Annotated in this window: 21 protein-coding genes and 1 pseudogene; 8 read left to right on the forward strand and 14 right to left on the reverse strand. The window is 53.8% G+C overall.

Features of this window, described 5'->3' with window-relative positions:
* Positions 1 to 11 precede the first annotated feature (11 nt).
* The 4 genes from ACFFLD_RS16815 to ACFFLD_RS16830 all read left to right on the forward strand — a co-directional run bounded on the left by ACFFLD_RS16815 (position 12) and on the right by ACFFLD_RS16830 (position 3,947).
* Positions 12 to 995: a TRAP transporter substrate-binding protein gene (locus ACFFLD_RS16815; protein ID WP_386042434.1), complete on the forward strand. Its 984-nt coding sequence runs from the start codon at positions 12 to 14 to the stop codon at positions 993 to 995.
* Positions 996 to 1,076: 81 nt separating this feature from the next.
* A complete protein-coding gene (locus ACFFLD_RS16820; protein ID WP_386042436.1) occupies positions 1,077 to 1,640 on the forward strand; it encodes a TRAP transporter small permease in 564 nt (187 codons plus the stop codon).
* Positions 1,641 to 1,762: 122 nt separating this feature from the next.
* Positions 1,763 to 3,067 carry a TRAP transporter large permease gene (locus ACFFLD_RS16825; RefSeq protein ID WP_386042438.1) on the forward strand — a complete coding sequence of 435 codons (1,305 nt, stop codon included), beginning with the start codon at positions 1,763 to 1,765 and terminating at the stop codon, positions 3,065 to 3,067.
* Positions 3,068 to 3,233: 166 nt separating this feature from the next.
* Positions 3,234 to 3,947 (forward strand): HAD family hydrolase, encoded by a 714-nt coding sequence (locus ACFFLD_RS16830; protein WP_386042440.1) that lies wholly within the window; start codon positions 3,234 to 3,236, stop codon positions 3,945 to 3,947.
* 68 nt (positions 3,948 to 4,015) lie between these two features.
* On the opposite strand, the gene ACFFLD_RS16835 is transcribed toward ACFFLD_RS16830, so the two are convergent.
* From ACFFLD_RS16835 to ACFFLD_RS16850, 4 genes are all read right to left on the reverse strand, one after another.
* Positions 4,016 to 4,759 (reverse strand): sulfite exporter TauE/SafE family protein, encoded by a 744-nt coding sequence (locus ACFFLD_RS16835; RefSeq protein ID WP_386042442.1) that lies wholly within the window; start codon positions 4,757 to 4,759, stop codon positions 4,016 to 4,018.
* A gap of 144 nt (positions 4,760 to 4,903) precedes the next feature.
* Complete coding sequence (gene mgtE / locus ACFFLD_RS16840; protein WP_386042444.1) at positions 4,904 to 6,259, reverse strand: magnesium transporter; 1,356 nt, start codon at positions 6,257 to 6,259, stop codon at positions 4,904 to 4,906.
* Between the two features lie 142 nt (positions 6,260 to 6,401).
* A complete protein-coding gene (locus tag ACFFLD_RS16845; protein WP_386042446.1) occupies positions 6,402 to 6,740 on the reverse strand; it encodes a DUF6482 family protein in 339 nt (112 codons plus the stop codon).
* A 142-nt stretch (positions 6,741 to 6,882) separates the two neighbouring features.
* Positions 6,883 to 7,899 (reverse strand): 1-aminocyclopropane-1-carboxylate deaminase, encoded by a 1,017-nt coding sequence (locus ACFFLD_RS16850; RefSeq protein ID WP_386042448.1) that lies wholly within the window; start codon positions 7,897 to 7,899, stop codon positions 6,883 to 6,885.
* Between the two features lie 240 nt (positions 7,900 to 8,139).
* Between ACFFLD_RS16850 and ACFFLD_RS16855 the strand changes: the two genes are divergently transcribed.
* Positions 8,140 to 8,646 carry an Lrp/AsnC family transcriptional regulator gene (locus ACFFLD_RS16855; RefSeq protein WP_386042450.1) on the forward strand — a complete coding sequence of 169 codons (507 nt, stop codon included), beginning with the start codon at positions 8,140 to 8,142 and terminating at the stop codon, positions 8,644 to 8,646.
* 43 nt (positions 8,647 to 8,689) lie between these two features.
* Here the strand turns inward: ACFFLD_RS16855 and ACFFLD_RS16860 are convergent, their stop codons facing one another.
* The 9 genes and pseudogenes from ACFFLD_RS16860 to ACFFLD_RS16900 all read right to left on the reverse strand — a co-directional run bounded on the left by ACFFLD_RS16860 (position 8,690) and on the right by ACFFLD_RS16900 (position 16,632).
* A complete protein-coding gene (locus ACFFLD_RS16860; protein WP_386042452.1) occupies positions 8,690 to 9,064 on the reverse strand; it encodes a YbaN family protein in 375 nt (124 codons plus the stop codon).
* Positions 9,065 to 9,185: 121 nt separating this feature from the next.
* Positions 9,186 to 9,887, reverse strand: a pseudogene (locus ACFFLD_RS16865) (ATP-binding cassette domain-containing protein); the annotation flags it as partial.
* A gap of 53 nt (positions 9,888 to 9,940) precedes the next feature.
* The gene (locus tag ACFFLD_RS16870; RefSeq protein WP_386042456.1) at positions 9,941 to 10,981 is read right to left on the reverse strand and encodes a FecCD family ABC transporter permease; all 1,041 of its coding nucleotides are present in this window, start codon (positions 10,979 to 10,981) and stop codon (positions 9,941 to 9,943) included.
* A complete protein-coding gene (locus ACFFLD_RS16875; RefSeq protein WP_386042458.1) occupies positions 10,978 to 11,910 on the reverse strand; it encodes a heme/hemin ABC transporter substrate-binding protein in 933 nt (310 codons plus the stop codon). The genes ACFFLD_RS16870 and ACFFLD_RS16875 overlap by 4 nt, the downstream gene beginning before the upstream one ends.
* A complete protein-coding gene (locus ACFFLD_RS16880; RefSeq protein ID WP_386042460.1) occupies positions 11,907 to 12,962 on the reverse strand; it encodes a ChuX/HutX family heme-like substrate-binding protein in 1,056 nt (351 codons plus the stop codon). Before ACFFLD_RS16880 ends, ACFFLD_RS16875 begins: the two co-directional genes overlap by 4 nt.
* A gap of 45 nt (positions 12,963 to 13,007) precedes the next feature.
* Positions 13,008 to 14,984, reverse strand: coding sequence for a TonB-dependent receptor domain-containing protein (locus tag ACFFLD_RS16885; protein ID WP_386042462.1), 1,977 nt, complete (start codon positions 14,982 to 14,984; stop codon positions 13,008 to 13,010).
* A gap of 120 nt (positions 14,985 to 15,104) precedes the next feature.
* Positions 15,105 to 15,275, reverse strand: a complete 171-nt coding sequence (gene hemP / locus ACFFLD_RS16890) for a hemin uptake protein HemP (RefSeq protein ID WP_386042464.1) — start codon at positions 15,273 to 15,275, stop codon at positions 15,105 to 15,107.
* A gap of 439 nt (positions 15,276 to 15,714) precedes the next feature.
* Positions 15,715 to 16,206, reverse strand: coding sequence for a YciE/YciF ferroxidase family protein (locus ACFFLD_RS16895; RefSeq protein ID WP_386042466.1), 492 nt, complete (start codon positions 16,204 to 16,206; stop codon positions 15,715 to 15,717).
* A 102-nt stretch (positions 16,207 to 16,308) separates the two neighbouring features.
* Positions 16,309 to 16,632: a hypothetical protein gene (locus tag ACFFLD_RS16900; RefSeq protein WP_386042468.1), complete on the reverse strand. Its 324-nt coding sequence runs from the start codon at positions 16,630 to 16,632 to the stop codon at positions 16,309 to 16,311.
* Between the two features lie 185 nt (positions 16,633 to 16,817).
* On the opposite strand from ACFFLD_RS16900, the gene ACFFLD_RS16905 reads away from it, so the two are divergent.
* Both ACFFLD_RS16905 and ACFFLD_RS16910 read left to right on the forward strand, forming a co-directional pair.
* Positions 16,818 to 17,711 (forward strand): LysR substrate-binding domain-containing protein, encoded by an 894-nt coding sequence (locus ACFFLD_RS16905; RefSeq protein WP_386042470.1) that lies wholly within the window; start codon positions 16,818 to 16,820, stop codon positions 17,709 to 17,711.
* A gap of 332 nt (positions 17,712 to 18,043) precedes the next feature.
* Complete coding sequence (locus tag ACFFLD_RS16910; RefSeq protein ID WP_386042472.1) at positions 18,044 to 18,982, forward strand: GGDEF domain-containing protein; 939 nt, start codon at positions 18,044 to 18,046, stop codon at positions 18,980 to 18,982.
* Positions 18,983 to 19,001: 19 nt separating this feature from the next.
* Here the strand turns inward: ACFFLD_RS16910 and ACFFLD_RS16915 are convergent, their stop codons facing one another.
* On the reverse strand, positions 19,002 to 19,757 hold the full coding sequence (locus tag ACFFLD_RS16915) for an SDR family NAD(P)-dependent oxidoreductase (protein ID WP_386042474.1): 756 nt from the start codon (positions 19,755 to 19,757) through the stop codon (positions 19,002 to 19,004).
* Between the two features lie 237 nt (positions 19,758 to 19,994).
* On the opposite strand from ACFFLD_RS16915, the gene ACFFLD_RS16920 reads away from it, so the two are divergent.
* Positions 19,995 to 21,335 carry an aspartate aminotransferase family protein gene (locus tag ACFFLD_RS16920; RefSeq protein WP_386042476.1) on the forward strand — a complete coding sequence of 447 codons (1,341 nt, stop codon included), beginning with the start codon at positions 19,995 to 19,997 and terminating at the stop codon, positions 21,333 to 21,335.
* Positions 21,336 to 21,345 lie beyond the last annotated feature (10 nt).

A 21,345-nucleotide genomic window follows, 5' to 3' on the forward strand; every position in this document is an offset into this window, starting at 1 on the left:
GGGTACTTACCATGCGCAAAACATTAACTTCCACCCTGCTACTGGCAACGGCCTGCAGTTTAACGGTGACGGCTCACGCGGCGGAGTGGACGATGGCGACTCCTTATGGCGATGCGAGCTTCCATACCCAAAACAACAAGCAGTTTGCCGAAGATGTCGCTGAAGCCACCGACGGTGAGTTAACCATTACTGTGCATAGTGGTGGCGCATTGGTGTCACATGGGGAAATTAAGCCATCGGTTCGTCGTGGCACCATTGATGCGGGAGAAGTCTTCCTCTCGGTTCTCTCCAATGATGACCCTATCTTTGAAGTGGATACGCTGCCCGGTGTGGCAGGTAGCTATGATGATGCCTACGCGTTGTGGGAAGCCACCAAGCCGATGATCACCGAACTGTTTGCCTATGAAGGCTTGATACCGCTTTACGCGGTCGCTTGGCCTGCACAGGGAATCTACACCGCCGAGCCGCTTACCGACCCCGCACAGTTTGAAGGACTGCGCGTGCGCGCACCCAATATCAATACCCAGCGTTTCGTTGATAACTTGGGTGGTAGCCCCACTGAAACCGAAGAGTCTGATATTCCCACCGCCTTCAGCACTGGTCGTGTGGATGCCATGATTACCTCAAGCTCGACGGGAAATTCCATGGCGGCGTGGGATTATGTGAACCACTACACCGACGCTAACCTATGGCTGCCGAAAAACATCGTGTTTATCAGCCAGAAAAGCTTTGACCGCCTGGATGCGGAAACCCAGGAAGCATTGATGGAAGCGGCTGCCCGTGCTGAAGAGCGTGGCTGGGAAATGAGTCGCGAAGATAATCAGGCTAGTTTGGCAGCCCTAGAAGAGAACGGCCTCACGGTCTCTGAGCCTAATGAGGCTATTTCGGAAGCGCTACAAACCGCCGGTGATGAGCTGTTTAACGACTGGCAGTCACGTGCCGATGACGAAGCCAAGCAGGCACTGGAAAACTATCGCGAGCAGACCAACCGCTAAGCCCTATGGTAATAACGATTGCAGGGGCAGTGCCCAAGGCACTGCCCGTGTGTTTCCCATGCATATAATGAGGCTGCGAACATGACGTTTAAATTCGATAAGCTTTATCGTTTGGGTGCGTGGGGTGCGGCGGCGTGCATGATCGCGATTTGTGCCCTGATTGCATTGCAAGTGACGTTCCGCCTGGTCGATGCGCTGCTGGTACTGGTGGGCATGAGCCGACTGGGCATAAGTATTACCGGGGTATCGGAAATCGCGTCGTATCTACTGGTCGGTGCCACCTTTCTGGGGCTGGCATATACCTTTGTTCATCACGCCCATATCCGAGTCACGCTGTTGATTACCCGCCTGCCAGCGGCCATCCGTGTGTGGTTTGAGGTAGTGGCGCTGCTGATCGCGCTGACGATCAGTCTATTATTGAGTTACGGACTGGTAGGGTTGGCTAGAGAAAGCCTGCAATACAACGATGTGTCGTCAGGATTTGTGTCGATTCCGCTTTGGATCCCCCAGCTTGTGCTGGCGAGCAGTGTAGGCCTGCTCTGTTTGGCACTGGCGGAAGCACTGTTCATGGCGCTTCGCATTGCCATCCGCGACCCGTCTAGTTTTCGTGAAGCCACCGCTCCTGATGACAGCGAGGAGTATTAGATGGTGCCGATAACGATGTCTCTGTTCGCTATCGCTTTACTCACTGGGTCGTTGTCATTGATCGCGTTGCCAGCCATGCCCTCGTTACCACTGTTGCTGATTTCTAGACGGGAGAGATCCTCGTGCTGCTACTAAGTCTTGCCACTATATTTACCCTTGGAGTGCTGCTGGGGGGCGGGGTATGGATTGCCTTCGCACTGATCGGCACGGCCTGGGTAGCACTTGAGTTCTTCAGCTCGTTTTCACCTGGCTCTATTCTGGCTTCGGATTTTTGGGGAGCAAGCTACGGCTGGGATCTTACCGCGCTGCCTATGTTTATCTGGATGGGCGAGATTTTGTTTCGCTCTGGGCTTGCCGACAATATGTTTCGTGGCCTTTCGCCGTGGCTAAACCGTCTGCCAGGGCGACTGCTGCATACCAATATTATTGGCAGCGGCATGTTTGCCGCGGTGTGCGGTTCATCGGCAGCTACCTGTGCCACGGTTGGGAAGATGACGCTGCCGGAGCTTGAACGACGCGGCTATGATAGCAATATGGCGATTGGTACCCTGGCAAGTGCTTCCACATTAGGGCTATTGATTCCTCCCTCTATTGTGCTGATCGTTTATGGCGTGGTGACCGAGCAATCAATCTCTCGGCTGTTTATGGCCGGTATTGGTCCAGGCCTGATGATTTTAGCGATGTTCATGACCTACCTTATTTTGTGGTCGCTGCTCAAAGGCAAACGCGAAGGGCTGAACGGCGAAGATGAATCGGACATGAGCTTTGCTGAAAAACTGCGTAATACCTGGTCACTGCTGCCGATTCTGCTGTTGATTGGGGGAATTATTTTTTCCATTTACGGTGGCTTGGCGTCACCTACGGAGGCGGCCGCGGTGGGTGTGGTGCTATCAATAGTGATTGCACGCTTTAACGGTCATTTTGACACTCATATCTTTAAAAGCTCGTTGTTTGCTGCGGTCAGGACGGCGTGCATGATTGCCTTCATTATTGCGGGCGCCTCATTTTTGACGTCGGCGATGGGCTTTACCCAAGTGCCCATGAAGCTGGCTCAGGCGATTGGTGAGATGGGGCTTTCACCCACCATGTTGCTGATTGCACTCACGTTACTGTTACTGGTGATGGGGTGCTTTCTCGATGGTATCTCACTGATTTTGCTGGTGACCTCTATTATTATGCCAGTGATCAGTGCGGCAGGATTTGACCTTATCTGGTTTGGTATTTATCTGGTCGTTGTCGTCGAAATGTCGCAAATTACGCCGCCGGTGGGGTTCAACCTGTTCGTGATCCAGGGGTTAACCGGTAAAGATATTCTGACCATCACCAAAGCCACACTGCCCTTCTTTTTATTAATGCTACTGGCGATCGCATTAATGCATCTATTCCCCGGCATCGCGCTCTATTTACCTGAGGCCATGACCCGGTGATCGCGTGCTTTTAGGCAGCACTAGCGGACACCTAAGCCTCTTTCAACCGACCTTTATTGACTTTGATCGCGAGGAGAAAAAAGCAACGCACTAACAGCGTCATCGTCTTGTCATCACCCGTGGCATACCCTACGCGCCGCCAACCCGCGATGAAAGGAGTGCCACCATGCGTCTGGCCCTGTTTGATCTTGACGATACTCTTCTGGATGGAGACTGCAGCGACCGCTGGAATTTATGGATGATTGAACAAGGCTGGGTCAGCGATGCTGCGCTTTTTATGGCGCGGGCGGAGCAGATGCAGCAGGCCTATCATGCTGGCAAGTTAAAGCTTGAAGAGTATCTCGCTATGACGCTGGCACCGCTGCGCGGGCGCCGTGTCGCTGATGTGCAAAAAGAGGTTGAGCGTTTTGTGGCGACGCACCTGCAGCCGCGTATTTTTGAACAGGCATGGGCCTGCCTGGAAGAGCATCGACAGGCAGGCGATACGCTGGTGCTGATTTCCTCCTCCTCGCATCATTTAGTCCAGCCGATTGCGACTGTCCTGGGTATTGAACATGTGTTGGCGGTAGAGTTGAGTGTAGACGACGGCATTAATGAAGACGCACGCTATACCGGGGGGAGTGAAGGTATTTTCTCGTATCGTGGCGGGAAGGTGCAGCGTTTGAAGCAGTGGCTGGCTGAACGCCACGTTACTCCGAGCTACACCACGTTCTACTCTGACTCCCGTAATGACCTACCCTTACTGCAATATGTCGACTGCCCCGTGGTGGTTAACCCCGACCCAGTATTGGCGGAGGTGGCTAGCGTTGAGGGCTGGCGGCGCTTGGATTGGCGAACGGGTGGTCGTGCTATGGCTAAAAGAGCCGGTTGTCACCGCTAACACCTTGGGTCGCTTATTGTGCTGGCCGATGTTGAGGGTGACGCGGTAGCAAGCATCTTTTCTTCACGTTAGCCAAGCGCTTGCCAAATCAAGTTAAAGCCGACTAAAAACATCGCCAAAATCACCAAGCGGTAAAACAATATTTCGTTGACGCGGCTTTGTAGCCAGAGCCCATTGCGAACGCCGATCCAGGCGATGGGTACCAGCAACAGCGACGCCCAGGCGCTGGTCACATTTACTTCGCCCAGCCACATATACGGGCCTAGTTTGATGACATTGACCACTGCAAACGACACCGCGCAGGTAGCGATAAAGGTCTCTTTAGGTAGTTTGCGCGGCAAAAGATAAACATTCAGTGGTGGCGCGCCTGCATGGGCCATGAAACTGGTAAACCCGCAGACACTCGCTGCCGGCAGCGCCCAGCGGGTGGAAATGGGCTTCTTGGCGACGGGCTTGAGCAGCATATACGTGGCGAACAATAAGGTGATAATGCCGAGTACTATGCGTAATCCCTGCTCACTCATGCTGTCAAACAGTAGCGTGCCGATGGCAACACCAATGAATAAACCCGGTACAAAGCGCCATACTTCGGCCATATCGTGCTTACCCCACCATGCTTTGACTGCGAACACATCCATCACCAGCAGTAGCGGTAGCAGCAGGCCAGCCGCTTGGGCAGGGCTAATCACTAGCGCCATCAGCGGTACGGAAAGCGTACCGAAGCCACCGGCAAAGCCGCCTTTTGAAACCCCAGTCAGATAAACGGAAAATACGATCAACAGCCAGGCGATGACGGAATAATCGGGTAGCATGGAATGTCCTTGTCAGCCAGAAAAGTAAAAGCTTAACGTGAAAAACCCCGCATAAGACGGGGTTTGACGCAACGCTGGCGGTTAGTGCGAGATAAATGTTAGCAGGCAAAAGGAGTATTGTCCCAACTACCTTTTAAGCCGTCATCACAAAATAATCAGCGTGGCGAGGCCCAGGAACGATAGAAAGCCGACCACGTCGGTGACGGTGGTGAGAATCACCGCTCCCGACAGGGCAGGGTCAATCTGAAGCCGTTTCAGTACCAAGGGAATCAGTACGCCTGAAAGATTAGCGAGGCTCATGTTAATAAAGATGGCGAGTGTTATCACTAGCGTAATCAACGGGTCGCTAAACCACAGGTAAGAGATAGCGCCGACCACCAGCGCCCACACCAAACCATTACTCATGCCCACCCACATTTCTTTATTATATAGCCAGCGCTTATTGTTACCGGCGAGTTGGCCTAGCGCTAAACCGCGTATGACTACGGTGAGCGTTTGGCTTCCCGCAATCCCGCCCATGCTTGCCACTACCGGCATTAAGATGGCTAATGCCACAATCTGGTCTAGTACCACTTCAAATTGCCCAATGACGAAAGCGGCAAGAAATGCAGTCAATAAGTTGATTCCCAGCCAAATGCCGCGGCTTTTAGCGCTGCGCGCAATAGGGGTGAATACTTCTTCTTCATCGCTCACGCCTGACATGTGTTTCAGGGTCATGTCGGCATCGTCCTGGGTGATTTCCAAGACATCCGCGGCGTTTAGTTGCCCAACCAGTAAGCCGTCGCTGTCACACACTGGCACAAAGTGAAGTTCCTTCGAGCGCAGCAGGGCGGCGGCATCACTGACTTTCATCTGATCATTGAGTGTAAAAAAATCATCCATGTAATCATCAACCACGGCATCCTGTGGCTGCTTGATTAAATCAATGAGTGTCAATGTGCCGAGTAACCGCTTGTCCTTATCGGTAATCATGATTTGCTGCGACTCATCGTCGAGCAGGTGATGGATGCGGATATAGCGCTGTACCGCTTCTAAAGAAACGCCTTGTTTAACATTAACCGTCTCGGGGTCCATGTAACGACCCACCACATCCTCTTCATAGGCGTGAAGATTTTCAACCTGAGCGCGAATTTCCTGATCCAGGCTGGCATAAACGCTGGTTTTGATGGCCTCGTCAGCAACATCTAATACTTCAGCGACTTCCTGCGCATCCAGACCCTTTACGATCTGTTCTACATCGCTTGCGGACAGATCTTCGATATAGTCTGCGCGGATCTCTTCATCGACTTCAGCGAGTACTTCACCGATGGCATCGTCGGGAATGTAGGTCCACAGCAGGTCGCGTGTTTTAGCAGGAAAAGACTCAAGCGTGCGAGCAATTGCCAAGATATCGAGTTCACTGAAGAGCTCTTTTAACGCGTCGGTATCTTCGTCATCCAGCAGCTTTTGAAGATACAGCAGCTGCTCCTCGGTGTTGGTATATTTTTCGTCATCGCGCATAGAGTCCATCCTTTGAGACATTAATGTTTGATACAACTACTTGAAAGCGCTTGATGGCTCACGATGAATCTTATCGACACGCTGGCTGGAAAGCCATGCAGGTGTGGTGGTAAGCAAGATGATCGCTGTTGGCGTGGCCCGTTTAGGGTTGGGTAACAAACGCAACGCGAACACCGTGCTTCATTCGTTGCTGATTGGAAACAGGTGGTGTGTCGTTACCGATCATCTCATCAGTGACCTCGCCCCATGTCACAGTACCATGCGTAAACCCCAGCGGTGCCAGGGTACGACTGACCCATTGCGTACCGCTGAAACGCTTGGCTTCACCTTGCTCATCTACCCATAAACGCGTTGAATCGCTGCAGTGCAGCCGCACGATATACCATCCCATATCGAGGCCGTGTAGCTCTATCTCAGGCAGGGGAACTGACAGTTGCTTAATCTCATCGAGCGTAATATGGGCGGGAAGCGATGAAGACATGGCGTATCCTCATAAGTGAGACATTGATACACCGAGTCTAAATTCTGTTCTACATTTGTACAGCTATTTTATAATGAATGTTAATCGCTCGCCTGGTGATGAAGACACCAGACCAGGCGAGCAGAAGAATAAAATCTAGCGTTTAGCCATTACGAAACAGGAAGCTATAGGCATTGAGTGCAGGCACACCGCCCAGATGCGCGTAAAGCACTTTGGAGCCTGCCGGGAATTCCCCGTTGCGCACCATATCGATCATGCCGTGCATCGATTTGCCCTCATAAACCGGGTCGGTGAGTACGCCTTCCAGGCGAGCACACAGACGGATAGCGTCCAGCGTTCCCTCGTTGGGCAGACCATACTCTGGGCCGCCGTAGCGGGTATCCAGCACCACATCGTCGTCAGCAATGCCACCTTCAAGCTCCACCAGTTCAGCCGTATTGCGCGCAATACGTAGAATCTGTTCGCGGGTTTGTTCAGGCTTTGCGGATGCATCAATACCAATCACTCGCTGGGCGCGGCCATCCGCGGCAAAACCTACCACCATCCCCGCCTGGGTACTGCCAGTAACCGAACACACCACGATGTAATCGAAGCTAAAGCCCAGCTCTTTTTCCTGCTGGCGCACTTCTTCGGCAAAGCCTACAAAGCCTAGGCCGCCATAAGGATGCTCGGAACAGCCTGCGGGGATCGGGAAGGGGTTGCCACCTCGCTGGCGAACATCCTCCATTGCCTGTTCCCAACTTGGGCGAATGCCAATATCAAATCCCGCATCGTCTAGTCGCACATCGGCGCCCATAATGCGCGACATCTCGATATTGCCCACGCGGTCATATACTGCATCGGCGTAATTGACCCAATTTTCCTGTACCAGTACACACTCCATGCCCAAGTGGGCGGCAACTGCGGCCACCTGGCGGGTCTGGTTGGATTGAATACCGCCAATGGATACCAGCGTATCGCAGCCTTTTTCTAGCGCTTCTGGAATCAAGTACTCCAACTTGCGGGTCTTATTGCCCCCAAAGGCCAGGCCGCTGTTGCAGTCTTCGCGCTTAGCGTAGAGCTCCACTTCACCGCCTAAATGCTCACTTAGCCGCTTGAGGGGAGTAATGGGGGAGGGGCCAAAGGTGAGGGGGTAACGTGGAAAGCGTTTTAAGTTCATAACGAGCTCCTGCTTGGCAATGTTTGAGTGCGATTTAAAAGTCGCGAGGCGAGGTGTTGTTTGAAAGCTTGGTGTGAACCGTAGGCGTGCTCGCTAATTTTTATATAAAGCATCGTTTTATAGTAAGCGGAGATGCTATTAAATGTGTTGCAAAGTAATTGCTTTATAAGCAATAAAAAAATAGGTAGATTAATTAATATAGAGTTTAATTTTGTTAAATAGCCAATAAGGACACTATTTGTGTGTGCAAAGCGATCGCTTACGCGCCCAACTGCCGAGCAACCAGTAGGTGAGCTCGATCGTATCGACAAGCGAATTCTTAAACTGCTGCAGGATGACGCTACGCTTTCCAATGTGGCGTTGGCCGAGCGGGTCAATTTAAGCCCTGCGGCCTGTTTACGACGAGTGGAAAGGCTCAAACAAGACGGCGTGATCAGTCGGATTGTGGCCCATTTGGATCCTGAACAGCTTCAAGCGGGTATGGTGGTGTTGATCGGGGTGGTGCTGGATCGCTCGACGCCTGAATCCTTTGCCGCCTTTGAAGCAGCGGCTCAGAAAGTATCAGGCTGCATGGAGTGTCATGTGGTCACAGGAGAGTTTGATTACTTCATGCTAGTGCGCACACGGGATAGCCAGAGCTTCAACAAGCTACATGCCGAACAGCTCCTTTATCTACCCGGTGTGCGTCAGATCCGCTCATTCATGGGGCTGCGTGAAGTGGTCTCTACTCACAAAGTAGTGGTTTAGTTGTTCTCTAGTTGAATTTTAGAGTGATGCTTCCTAAACAGTATCAAGGTGAAGAAGAGGGCTCTGGCCGGGTGACCAACCAAAGAGCGATTATAAATAGTAATGCGACCACCCCCCAGCGTATCCAGCCAGGGCCGAGTGACCAGGCGCTGATGATCGCACTCAAGGCTATCAAGCTCACCGCTGCTAGCTTGGCGCGCCGGGGGATGGCGCGCTCTTGTTCCCAGGTCACCAGCAATGGGCCGACATAATGGCGTGAGCGGATCCAGGCTTCAAAACGCGGGGAGCCCCTTGAGGCGCAGTAAACAGCCATTAGCATAAACACGGTGGTGGGCAGTAGGGGGAGAAAAATACCCAGTACGCCGATACTAAAACTTATCCCTGCCAGCACGACCCACATGAGGCTGATCAGTCTCATCCTTACTCCCAAATTGGCATACAGTGATGCCTGAATGATTCATTACTGATGGATAAGTATGGACTTATGTTATGGCTTTGCCACGTCGTAGGCTAGTTTTCGATACAAGAGGCACTCTGTTTTAAGGTGCTAGCGCGAGCAGGGGCTGACCGTTGACGGTGTTTTTTAAAGGCTGAAGCTCGGCCGCGTAAATGGCTGAGATGGTCGTGGGAGTGAGTACTTGATGGGGTAGCCCATGACTAATACGTTGCCCTTGATGAAGCAGCCATACGCGGTCCGCGAACGTGCCCGCTAAATTAAGGTCGTGAAGGACACAGACAATCGCCATCAGGTGTCTTGACGCCCAATGACGCAGTTGGCGCATCAGACGCTGCTGCTGACCGATATCCAAAGCGCTAGTCGGCTCGTCCAGCAATAAAATACCGCCATCCTTGGTGGTGGGAGAACGCCTTGAAAGAAGCTGGCAGGCGCCTCGGGCGATCATCACTCGCTGACGTTCACCCCCGGAAAGCGAGAGCACGCTGCGCCTGGCTAGATGGGCTAGATCCAAGTCGTCCAGTAACTCAGCGACCAGTGATTTGGCCGGATTACTGCCTAGACTCAGCAGCTCCTCCACCTGCCAATCGAACCCGACAGTGTCTTGCTGGGCGACTAGTGCCCGGCGGCTGGCAAGTTCGACGATGGGCCATTCGTGCAAGGGTTTGCCATCCAGATGTAGTTCGCCTCGCTCGCATGGGCGAAACCCCGACAGTAGGCTGAGTAGTGTGCTCTTGCCCGCGCCGTTAGGGCCGGCAATGGCAAGCAGCTCGCCGGGGCGGATCGTGCCATCCAATGAAGCGATAGCAGGTAGGGTGGTTAAACCAGCCTGATGGAGCGTTAGCATGCTCGGTTCCTGCGTATCAGTAGGTACAGAAAGTAGGGGCCGCCCAGCAGACTGGTAAGTAGCCCGACGGGGAATTCTGCTGGGGCAGCGACGGTGCGGGCCAAGGTATCGGCCACCACGAGCAGCAGTGCGCCTCCGATCATTGAGGCGGGCAGCAGCAGTCGGTGGCCGGGCCCTAGCCAAAGCCGCAGGCAATGGGGCACCAGAAGGCCCAAAAAACCAATTACCCCTGTCAGTGCCACACAGATCCCGACTCCCAATGAGGTCGCGACCACCACTCGACGTTTTAGACGGCTCGCATCCAGGCCCGCCGCGTGAGCGGTCGCTTCGCCTAGCTGGAGCAGGTCGAGCTCGTAAGCGCTGCGCATTAATAGCCACAGAGCAACGGTAATGAGTACCAAGGCAAGCGCTGTGGTGCGCCACAGGGCATTTGTCAGCGTGCCCATGCCCCATAAACTAAGCTGACGCAGTTGCTCATCGCTGGCGATAAAGGCTAAGACACCGCCGCCAGCGCCAGCCAGGGTATTGATGGCTAAGCCTGCCAGCAGCAATGTCATCACTGCGGCACTGCTGCCACCTTGGCGTTTGGCTAAGCCAAACACTATTAAACAAACGCAGAGAGCACCGAGAAAACCGGCCGCAAACTGTCCGTACAGGCTACCTGCACCGTGGCCTTGAAGGAGGACAATCCACAGCGCCACAAACAGTCCCGCACCACTGGCAAGGCCGAGTAGGGTCGGGTCTGCCAGCGGGTTACGAAATAGCCCCTGCATGGCGGCTCCACTACCGGCAAGCATCGCCCCCACCGCCACGCCAAGGAGCAAGCGGGGGAGACGTAGTTGCCACCACACCTGAACACTGAGCGGGTCGGCTTGGCCACGGAGCGCTCCCCATGGGGTGATGCCCAGCGCCCCAGAGGTTGCCGCCCACCCCAGGGCTAACAACAACGCAGCCGTTAAGCCGACGAGAACGCGGGTCGTGCGGCTAACCGGCAGCCGCAGCAGAAAAAGATAACTGTTAAGGATGGCTATCATGGGCGTCGCTGGGCGGTTGTTGTTTGCCTAGTACTGGTATGAGTACTGGTGTGAATACTGGTCTGAACGCGCGCCGATGCCCCCAATAGCGTTTCAACGTCCTGACGCAAGGTGAATAGCTGATCGGGAGTGCGCGGGCCAAAGCCGAGCAGGGCTTGTTCATCAATGACAATCAACTGTTGCTCCCGGCCTGCGGGCGTTAACGTCATTCCATGTAACTGCCATAACGCGGCTTCTCCGCCCATTGCCGCCAAGCCGCGCTGAGAGACAATCACCATGTCCGGCGCTTGCCTAGCCAAGGCTTCGGCACCGACGCTGTGGTAGCCCTGCATTTCGGCAAAGGCATTTGTCAGACCCACCGCTTCGAGTGCGCTATGCGCTGCCGTGTTGGTGCCCGCCGCCCGAGGTGTCAAGCCGCTATGCTGCATGATAAACATGGCGCGAGTCGGGGGGAGGGCGGGCAGGTTGGCTAGCTGATCAAGTTTCTCGCTCAAGTCACCTGCCAAGGCCTCTGCTTCCTGGCTGCGATCGACTAGTTGGCCGACGGCGCGGACTTTATCGGCAATGGCGTTGAGGGTGGGCTGGGCGTTGATGGTTTCTACCCTGACACCGACGGCTGCTAGCTGCTCCAGCACTTCCTCTGGGCCTGCGTGCCCAGCGGCTAATACATGGTCAGGTTTAACCGATAGGAGGCTTTCGGCGGCGAGCTGGCGCAGGTAACCGACCGAGGGCAGCTCTGCCATGGCGGGCGGATGCATTACCGTGTCATCCCGAGCGATAACGTTGATATCGGCATCCAGAGCGGCCAGGGTTTCGGCAATATCGCCACCCAGCACCACCCAGCGCTCGCTGGCCAAGGCGGCCCCGGTGCTCAGCCACCCAATCAACAGTACTGTGAGTAAGCGGCTTATCAAGCATGGTGAGCTCATGCCACGGCCTCTTGACGACCGAGTTCATCCAGCAATTGCCGCCATTCCCGGCGCTCCGCGCGGCCTTCCTGACGCTCGGCATAAAGTTGCAGCACTAGCGAGCCATTGGCATCGAAGGCTTCAATGCTGGTCACGCCACCGTCGCGGTTGGGTTTGCTGACTTGCCACACTTGATCGATCGCGGTGTCGTCAAGGTGCAGCGTGAACTGCTCGCCAAACACATTCAGCCAACCATGTGCGCGTTGAGGCGCGGGCAGTGTGCCGGTGCGTATCTGTACACAGCCGGGGCTGGCGACAAACAGCATCAATGGCAGCGCGCGTTGGTTGGCCTGCTGAAGCACCGTTTCCAGTGAGTGGGAAGGCAGCGCATGGGTAAAGCGACCCTCCATTAACTGGTTGGCCTCAATGCGCTCGAGGTGATGGCGCTGGAGCAGCGCAAAAAATTGGTGTACATCACGCATCTCACCCCATTCGCTAGCGAGGGTCGGCGCTTCAGGCAGCGGACGCTTGAGGCGGGGCATGCTCTGGGTAAATGCCGGCGTGTCCCGGGTCCCCAAGGCTGCTAAGGTCCCCCAGGGACGCGGCAGCGGGTTCTCCATAGCGAAGCATTTATGCACGGCACAGCCATGCTGATTGAATACCTGCAGGCTCCAGCGCCAAGTCGTCTTTGTGTCATTGCTGGAAGGCATAGGATCACGAATCAAACAGGCCCAGTGCCAGTGTGTGTAGAGTAGCCGTAGATCCAGGCCACCGGGATCGAGCAACAAACCTGTTTGTGCCCCGCCGCGGAGTTCAGGGTAATCGCCGGTTTGTTCTAGTACAGCCAGTCGCGAGCGGGTCAATGCTTTAACCCGTCCCAACTGCGGCAGGTACGCGGCGATCTCGCTGGGCGAGAGCGGCAACGTCCATACATCGTGCCCTAAGCGGGCGGCCTGAAGCTCACCCTCACTAATAGATAATCGCTCAGCAATCTCAACTGCGGGGAGACGCGGTTGGGCGGTGCGCGCCGCCTCAAAAGCTTCAATAATGGCGATCTGCTGGGATGGAATCATGACGCACCTCTCGGTTTAACTGCTTAACGTTATTGCTGTTTGGATTTACCACTGCCAGTTAAGAGTGGCGAGTAGGCTGCGCCCATCGCCCAGGCTACCATCGGGGCGGTACGACTCCTTGTCGCCAAGATTGGCGAGGCGCAGTGAGGTATCGATAGCTGGTGTGAGGCGCCAGGCTAAGTGAATGTCGTGAAGGCCATAGCCGGGTAGTTGTTCATCATCGCCCTGTTTATCGAAAGAGCGGGCAAAGCGGCCTTGCCACCCCACGCGGACATTGCCGTTATTGAGCGTTAATTCACTGCCCAGGGTCGCTTCCAATGGCGTCTGGCTACCCAGCGGTTCGCCAGAGTCGCGATCTTTACCGGTAACTTCCGAGAGGCCTGCAAAGCTTGTCAGGAATGGGAAGGTGGTGGGTTGCCAGGTAACCCTGGCGTCATAGCCCCAAAGCTGAGCACGCTGTACATTCACTGCTTGGGTGGTGCCTGCCATAATGTCGACTTGTGTATCAATAAAGTCATCCGCGCGGGTATCGAAGTAGCTTGCGCGCAACTGCCAATCGTTCTGATGCCACACAACACCGCTTTCCCAGGTGTGGCTGGATTCAGGCGAGAGGTTGGGGTTGGGAATCCAATAGTTATCCGGTGTACAGAAGAAAGGCCCTGCACAGAAGCCGGCGAAGTGGCGCTCGTTGGCGTAAAGCTCGGACAGGCTGGGGGCGCGGAAGGCTTCAGCGTAGCCGGAAAATAGCATCCAAGCGTCATCGGGCCGCCAGGCGAGACGAAAACGCGGCGATATCTGGTCGTGGACGCTATCGGCCTCGTTTTGGCCGTTGGCGTCGTAGCGGTCGTAGCGGGCTCCCAAGCCAACATCAAACTGCCCGGCACCGCCATTGGCTAAATAGCGACCAGCGGTAAGCGTGGTGTCGAGATAGGCCGCCTGGGTGTCGATATCGGCCTTGGGGAAGCCATTCGCGTCGCCATCTGGCCGTTGGCGTGCCTGCTCCAGTTCGGCACCGAACACCAGTGTTTGCGAGAGCCAGCCATAATCCATGCTGTGGTAACCGTCACTCTGAAGCCCGATCCGCTCCAGTGTGCGATTGGCCTGTGACTCGTCGATCTCCTGCTGGCTAAAGGTAAGCCGTGACGTGATGTCGGTTGCCCTGCTGGGCTGCCAGCGGTGGCCGAGCTGAACGTTATTGCTTTCAACATCACGATTGCGCAGCGAGTTGCTGGCATCTGTGGTCAATTGCTGCGGATTGGCGGGCTGGGTGGCGCGTTCGTCGTAATGCTGCCAGCTCATAAATACCCGTTGCTTGTCGCTTGGCTCCCAGCCACCTTTTAGCAGCAGGCTATTAAGGGCAGCATCCTCTTCCGCTTCATTGCCTCCGGCGCGGCGGATATCGCCAGATTCACTGCGGCCCACTGAGAATAGGCCGTCTACTTCGCCGTTGGTGGTGTCGCGGCGGCCAAAGGCGGTAAGGCTGCCCCGCAGCTCATCGTTGGCAGTTGCGCCGCCGATGGAAAGGCGCACGCCGCTATCTTCGCCAGGGGCAAGCAGGTCATCGGCATCCACACTGGTAAAACTGACCACTCCGCCCATGGCGTTGCTTCCATACAGGCTTGAGAGTGCACCTCGCGCTATCTGGACTTCTTGAATGAGTGCCGGGTCGAGGAAGAAATTGCCAATATGGCCCGTGGAGATATCCTGGCGAACGCCATCCAAACGCACCAACACCCCTTTACTGCCAAACCCTCGCATACTTAACGCTTGGCCATTACGACGCCCTTGTCCCGCGACGTGTAGGCCGGGCTGGCGGCTAAGCACGTCTTCCACCCGGCTAGCAGTAGCCAGTACCGCATCGTCGCGATCAATAATGTCGATAATCAATGGCGCACGAGAAAGGTCCGTAGGCGCTCGGGTGCCGGTGACTGTCACCGGGTTAAGTTCAGCGTCATCTGCTTGGGCAGCAAGTAGTGGGAGCAGCGTTAGAAAAAGGCTGCCAACAGTGCGTGTGTGTTTCATAAGCCAGTGAGTTCCAACAAGGGTAAGTGGAATATGACGCTGGCTTGGCGCGATGAGCTACCTGGCTGGCTTTGCTTTATAAACCGTTAAGAGAAGTAGCGGTCTTATATTTTTAAAACGTTAGGCGTTTAAAATTAACTTGCCGCTTTTGGTGCGACGTAACACATATCGGCGCTGTTCATGATGAATAATCAGTTGGCCTGTGGTGCCAAGTAACTCCCTGCTATCCACTTCCTGGGGCGCTGAGTCTGGTTTATCTCCCTGGGCAATGCCCTTAGCGGGTGACTGCATGAGAGAATAACTCCTATGTTAATGATAACTATTAGCGTTAATCTAACAGAGTTGCAAGCATTCCTCAATAGGATGAAGGCAGTGAAAAGGGACGCCCCCGGCCACATTAATGCTCAGCGTTCAAATAACTGCCCAGTCGATGATGGATTCATACAAGCGGCACTGTTACTGTTCGCGGTCGGGTATGGCACGGGTGACTACTATTATTAGCTGTAGTGTGGCGGCGAACCGATAAGGGGGGAGTAAAATAAATGACAGAAAAAAGAGGAGGGCAACGATAACGCCTTGCCTATCTGCGATTATTTAAAGCTAGCATTGAAAATGCTAGCAAGTTAAGTCTATAAGTTAGATGAATAAGTTTTTAATTAATAAGGGAGGGCTAGTTGACTAAGCCCTCCCTTAATGTGGCTGGTATTTAAGCTTGATTCTTCAGTGCAGTTTAACCAGCCTTCTTGTTGACGTTTTGTTTGGCTAACGTATTTAGCTTGTCATCGGTAGATTTTTCTTCCTTGAGAGTCTCGGCCAAAATATTTTTCGCTTCGGTGTACCCTAACTGTTCTGCGAGCGAACATAACGTACCGTAAGTGGCGATTTCATAATGCTCCACTTTTTGGGCAGCCCCAATCAGGCCTGCATCGCGCACAGCACCTTTTTCGGTAGCATCAATCAACTCCTGAGCTTCCTCTATAAGGCTCTCCATCGCGTAGCATTTTAGCCGCTTGATACGGATATCCGGCACACTATCTGCTACTTTCTCAAGTCTTTCTACCTGTCCTTGGGTTTCATCAAGGTGATGCTTGAAAGCGTCAGCCAGTTTAGAATCATCCGCTTCGCGCGCCATCTTTGGGAGCGCGCGTATTATTTGCTTTTCTGCACTATTTGTTTCAGAAAGAAGTCGAACGAAAAGCTCATTAGCGTTTTTAATAACCATGTTTTGCTCCATGCTGATTAGTGAACAATAGCGGTCGCAGCTCCATGCGATTATTTAAAGCTAGCAAGGAAAGTGTGATTGATAAATATATATAGGTTAAGTTCATCGCAAATTATTGCTCCGTTCTTTTAAAGCCTGAATGGCATCGACTTTTAGAGGGAGTTGACTGGCCCAGCGAATATCGTCGCAGCAATGGCCAATATCTCGCAGAAGTTGGTCGTCATAGGCTAGTAGCGGCAGGATATGACGACGGAAAAGCCTACGCCGACGGTAATGCCACCAGCCCATATCGAGCGCGTGAATTAGCCGCATTGATGGCATGGCAGGCAAGTAAAAATGCAATTGTGGCGGTTTGGGTGGCGGAGCTAATTGGCTCGCTTTTTCCCAGGCGGTATGGGCATGGTGGATAATTTCTTCATATTTCATCACGCACCTCCATTGTCACAACAGCGATGCAGTCAATGGCGCCAGGGCGCTAACTGGACAGCTGTGGTCTGTGATTAGTAAGTAGGAGGGTCGCGACCTCTGGTTATCAGCTTGGCGCTTTGCTTTGGATCAATCAAACAAAAAGATCTACACTGAGTGTTAAGTTTTTCTGAAGGGTTGTCGTGATGAATCAATTATCGACCATAGCTCCCAGCCGGGCTGCCTTACCGCTACTGGATAGCGAGGTGTTGCGCACCTTTGTGACCATTGCCGAGAGCGGCAGCTTCACCCGCGCCGCCCAGCAGCTGTTTCGTACCCCTTCCGCGCTGAGTATGCAGATCAAACGTCTGGAAGAGATCCTTGGCCAGACGCTGTTTGTGCGTGAGGCGCGGCACGTACGCCTGACTGCCGAGGGTGAGGTGTTGCTGGGCTATGGACGGCGACTGCTTAAGCTCAATGCGGAAGCCGTCACCCAGTTTTTAGCGCCTACCATAGAAGGGCGCGTGGGGCTGGGGATAACGGATGATGTGGTCGGGCGTATCCTACCGACGGTACTCGCCCAGTTTGCCCGCTCGCACCCAGCGGTGCAGGTCGATGTCGAGGTAGGGCGCAGCAAAGACCTGCTTGCCAGGTTGGATGAGGGCGAGCTTGACCTAGCCCTGGTGATGGCTGGAGGGCCTGGTCAGGCGGCGCGAGGAGAGATTGTCCACAGCGAACCGCTGGTGTGGGCGGGTCGAGAGGATGGGGTTGCCGTACAGAGAACGCCACTGCCGGTAACCCTGGCTCAACAGGGATGCGCGTGGCGTCGAATTACTCTCAATGCCCTTGATCAAGCGGGGATTGCTTATCGAATCGCTTACTCCTGCGACCACTGTGCCGGGCAGGAGGCCGCCATGCTGGCCGATTTAGCGGTGACGGCCTTCCCCAAGAGCCTGATACGTCCTCCGCTCAAACGTCTCAATAATGAATCTTTGCCCCCATTAGGGGATTACCAAGTGACACTGGTGAAGCGTGCGGGCAGCGGCGACGCCAGCGAGGTATTGGCCGAGCAGGTGGTAGACGCCTTTCGGGAGGGATAAGTCTTGTCATAAAACCAAGAGGTATCGCTATCCTCGTGCGGTACAACGCGAACCTATTAACACTCTTCCTCAATAGATGACTTCTGCCCGTCGTGTATCAGTCGTATTTAGTAGTTGTCATTTGTTTTTTTAAACGACATAGCCTACTTTATGTTAAAGAATTGTAAACAATGATAGTGTTAAGGTAAGTTTGGCATTGGCTCTGAGTAAAATTCCGATTGGATAAACGGGAATTTCTGGTTTGATTGCTAATGGTGTTGCTTTTTAACGCCATGGTTTATTACGTCTAGCCATATGCTCCTATGACTATTTTACAGGGATGAGTAAATAGAATGTATCAGCACTATGTGCGACCAGGGTCGGAAGCTCAGGGTGAGCAGCCTGGCCATGCGGTGGCAATTCTCAGCATTTCGGAAGGTTCGTCCGACATCCGCATCGTGGATGTGAATAGTGACTATCAGCGTTTATGGGGTGGTAGCCGCGATGAGTGGTTGGGGGCTACACCGATTGTCGTTGAACAAGAAGCTGCCAATCAGCAGATTTTTGCTCAGTTACACGAGGCGCTGAATCCGCTAAGGCATAGCCCCAATAGCGCTTTTGAAGGTATTAGTGGGCTTGAAGTCTCACGCCGCAATGACGGCTCGCATCGGCATATTGAATGGCGCATTACCGCAATGGGCGCGTGTCAAGACAATGCCATCACGTTAGTGTTGACCCAGCTAGACGTGACCGAAAAGATGGAGAAAGAGGCACAGCTCGAACGCTTGGCAACGACCGATATGCTAACGGGGCTAGTCAACCGTTCTCACTTTGACGCCTTGCTAAAAAGCGAACTCAATCGACATGAGCGCTATGCCCGACCGCTGTCGTTGATTATGCTGGATCTGGATTATTTTAAAAATATTAACGATAGCTATGGTCACGATGTGGGTGACCAAGTGCTGGTAAAACTTGCCCACTTACTCAAGAGTAATTTACGTAAAGCGGATAGCTGCGCACGCTGGGGTGGCGAAGAGTTCATGTTATTAGCGCCTGAAACCACGCTGGACCAGGCGGTTCGCTTAGCGGACAAAATCCGTAACGCGATTAAGCATGCTGTATTTCCCATTGAAGGGTGCGTGACGGCAAGCTTTGGAGTGGTGGAAGTACACGCTAAAGAGTCGGGGAAAAGCGTTATGAAACGCGCGGATAACGCCCTTTATCAAGCAAAGGAAAAAGGGCGTGATCGTGTCTCAACGGGAGGCCTCCTACGATCAGCTAAACAAGCATAGTCGTTAACGAGACATCGTCTTAATCGCGATCAATCGCAAATGGTGACCACGCTTGTCTAACCGACATAATTTCCAATCGATTGATATTGATATGAGCAGGTAGCGTTGCCAAGTAGTAAAGCTGCTCGGCAATATCTTCCGCTTGGAGAGGCGTCGTGCCGCGATAGAGGGCGTCAGACGCCGCCTGGTCGCCTTTCGTTCTTACCAGTGTAAACTCGGTTTCGGCCATACCCGGCGCCAGATCCGTTACCCGTACCCCAGTGCCTAATAAATCGCAGCGCAGGTTATAGCTGAACTGTTGCACAAAGGCTTTAGACGCACCATAGACGTGCCCGCCCGGATACGGCCACTGACCCGCTACGGAGCCAAGATTGAGAATGCTGGCGCCTTTGCCGGTTTTAAGCAACAACGGCATAGCCGCGTGGGTCACGTTGACCAACCCGGTGATATTGGTGTCGATCATGGTGTGCCAATCTTGCAGTGCCACTTTTTGCGCTGGCTCCGGCGCCAACGCTAATCCTGCATTATTGATCAGACAGGTCAGCGGCAGGAAGCTTTCCGGTAAGTTGCCAATAGCCTCTGTCACCGCCTCACTGTCGCGAACATCCAATGCAAGCGTTAGCACAGGCACTTGCTGGCTCAGCTCTTTTTCCAGTGCCTCTAAGCGTTCCTGGCGTCGACCAGTGAGTATCAACGACCAGCCTGCGCTGGCAAAGCGCTGGGCGGCTGCTTTACCAAATCCTGAAGTAGCACCGGTGATAAGTACGCTAGGCATTGCAATATCTCCACGTTATTAAAAGTAGTTAGAGGCGAAGGTGGGCATTCTGAGGTCACTGTAAAGTAACGCTGACCATCACTTTAGAGCCAGTTAGCATTCACCTGTGTGACATTGACTACTGGCCGATAACATCTGTCCCTCCGGCACGTAACGACTGGCACTATAGCCTCGCCGTCTGATGTCATTAGTCTAGCATGCACTATGTTTCTTCCTGTATTAAACAAGGTGCTTGTCATGAATGCCAATGTAGCCACTGCATATTCCACTAGTAATGAAGTGGATGACCGCTATGTACACGGCCTTGATCGCCAGTATGTATTTCACTCCTGGGCTCAGCAGGGCAGTTTAGACCCCATGGTGATCGCGGGTGCCGAAGGCTGCCGGGTATGGGATTATGCAGGCCATTCATATTTGGATTTTAGTAGCCAGCTAGTCAATACCAATATTGGTCATCAGCATCCTAAGGTAGTGAGCGCCATTCAAGCCCAGGCAGCTACCCTATGTACCATTGCTCCCGCTCATGCCAACTTGGCCCGAGGTGAGGCGGCCAAGCGAATTATTGCCAAAGCACCGGCGGGCTTTAAGAAAGTGTTTTTTACTAATGCGGGTGCCGATGCCAATGAGAACGCCATTCGCATGGCGCGCCTCTACACCGGAAGAACCAAGATACTTTCCGCTTACCGTTCCTATCACGGCAATACCGGTTCAGCCATTGCAGCTACAGGTGATTGGCGGCGTGTACCCAACGAGTATGCCAGTGGACATGTGCATTTCTTCAATCCCTATCTTTATCGTAGTGAGTTTTGGGCGCGTGATGAAGAGGAGGAGTGTGAGCGCGCCCTACAGCACCTGCGCAGGGTAATTGAATGTGAAGGTACTAACGCGATCGCGGCTATTTTACTGGAAACCATACCGGGCACCGCGGGCGTTTTACTGCCTCCCAAGGCGTACCTACAGGGGGTCAGAAAGCTGGCGGATGAGTTCGGCATTGTGCTAATTCTTGACGAAGTGATGGCGGGCTTTGGACGCACCGGGCGTTGGTTTGCGTTTGAGCATTACGACATGGTGCCGGATCTCATCGTATTCGCCAAAGGGGTCAATTCAGGTTATGTCCCGGCCGGAGGTGTGATTATTTCGGCACCCATTTCGGCGTATTTCGACGACCACTTTTTTGTTGGTGGTCTAACGTACTCCGGCCATCCCCTCGCGATGGCGGCGATTGTTGCCACCCTGGATGCCATGGAAGAAGAGGGGATTGTAGAGAATGCCGATAAGGTCGGTAATGGGCCATTGACGGAAGGTCTTAAGAGGCTTGCCGAACGCCACGCTATTGTCGGCGACTGGCGTGGCGTCGGTGTGTTTCACGCCTTGGAGTTAGTCAGTGACCCCGTGCGTAAAACTCCGCTGCCAGGAGCGGAGGTGCTGAAACTCAAGCAACAGCTGATGGAGCATGGATTACTGGTATTTACTGTTGAAAACCGCATCCATGTCGTACCCCCGAGTATTGTGACAGAAGAAGAGGTAGAAGAAGGGCTGGCCATTCTGGAGCAGGTGCTAACAGCGTACGCCGTATAATGCTTATCAG

It is taken from the genome of Vreelandella sulfidaeris, from assembly GCF_042429665.1.
Lineage (GTDB): Bacteria > Pseudomonadota > Gammaproteobacteria > Pseudomonadales > Halomonadaceae > Vreelandella.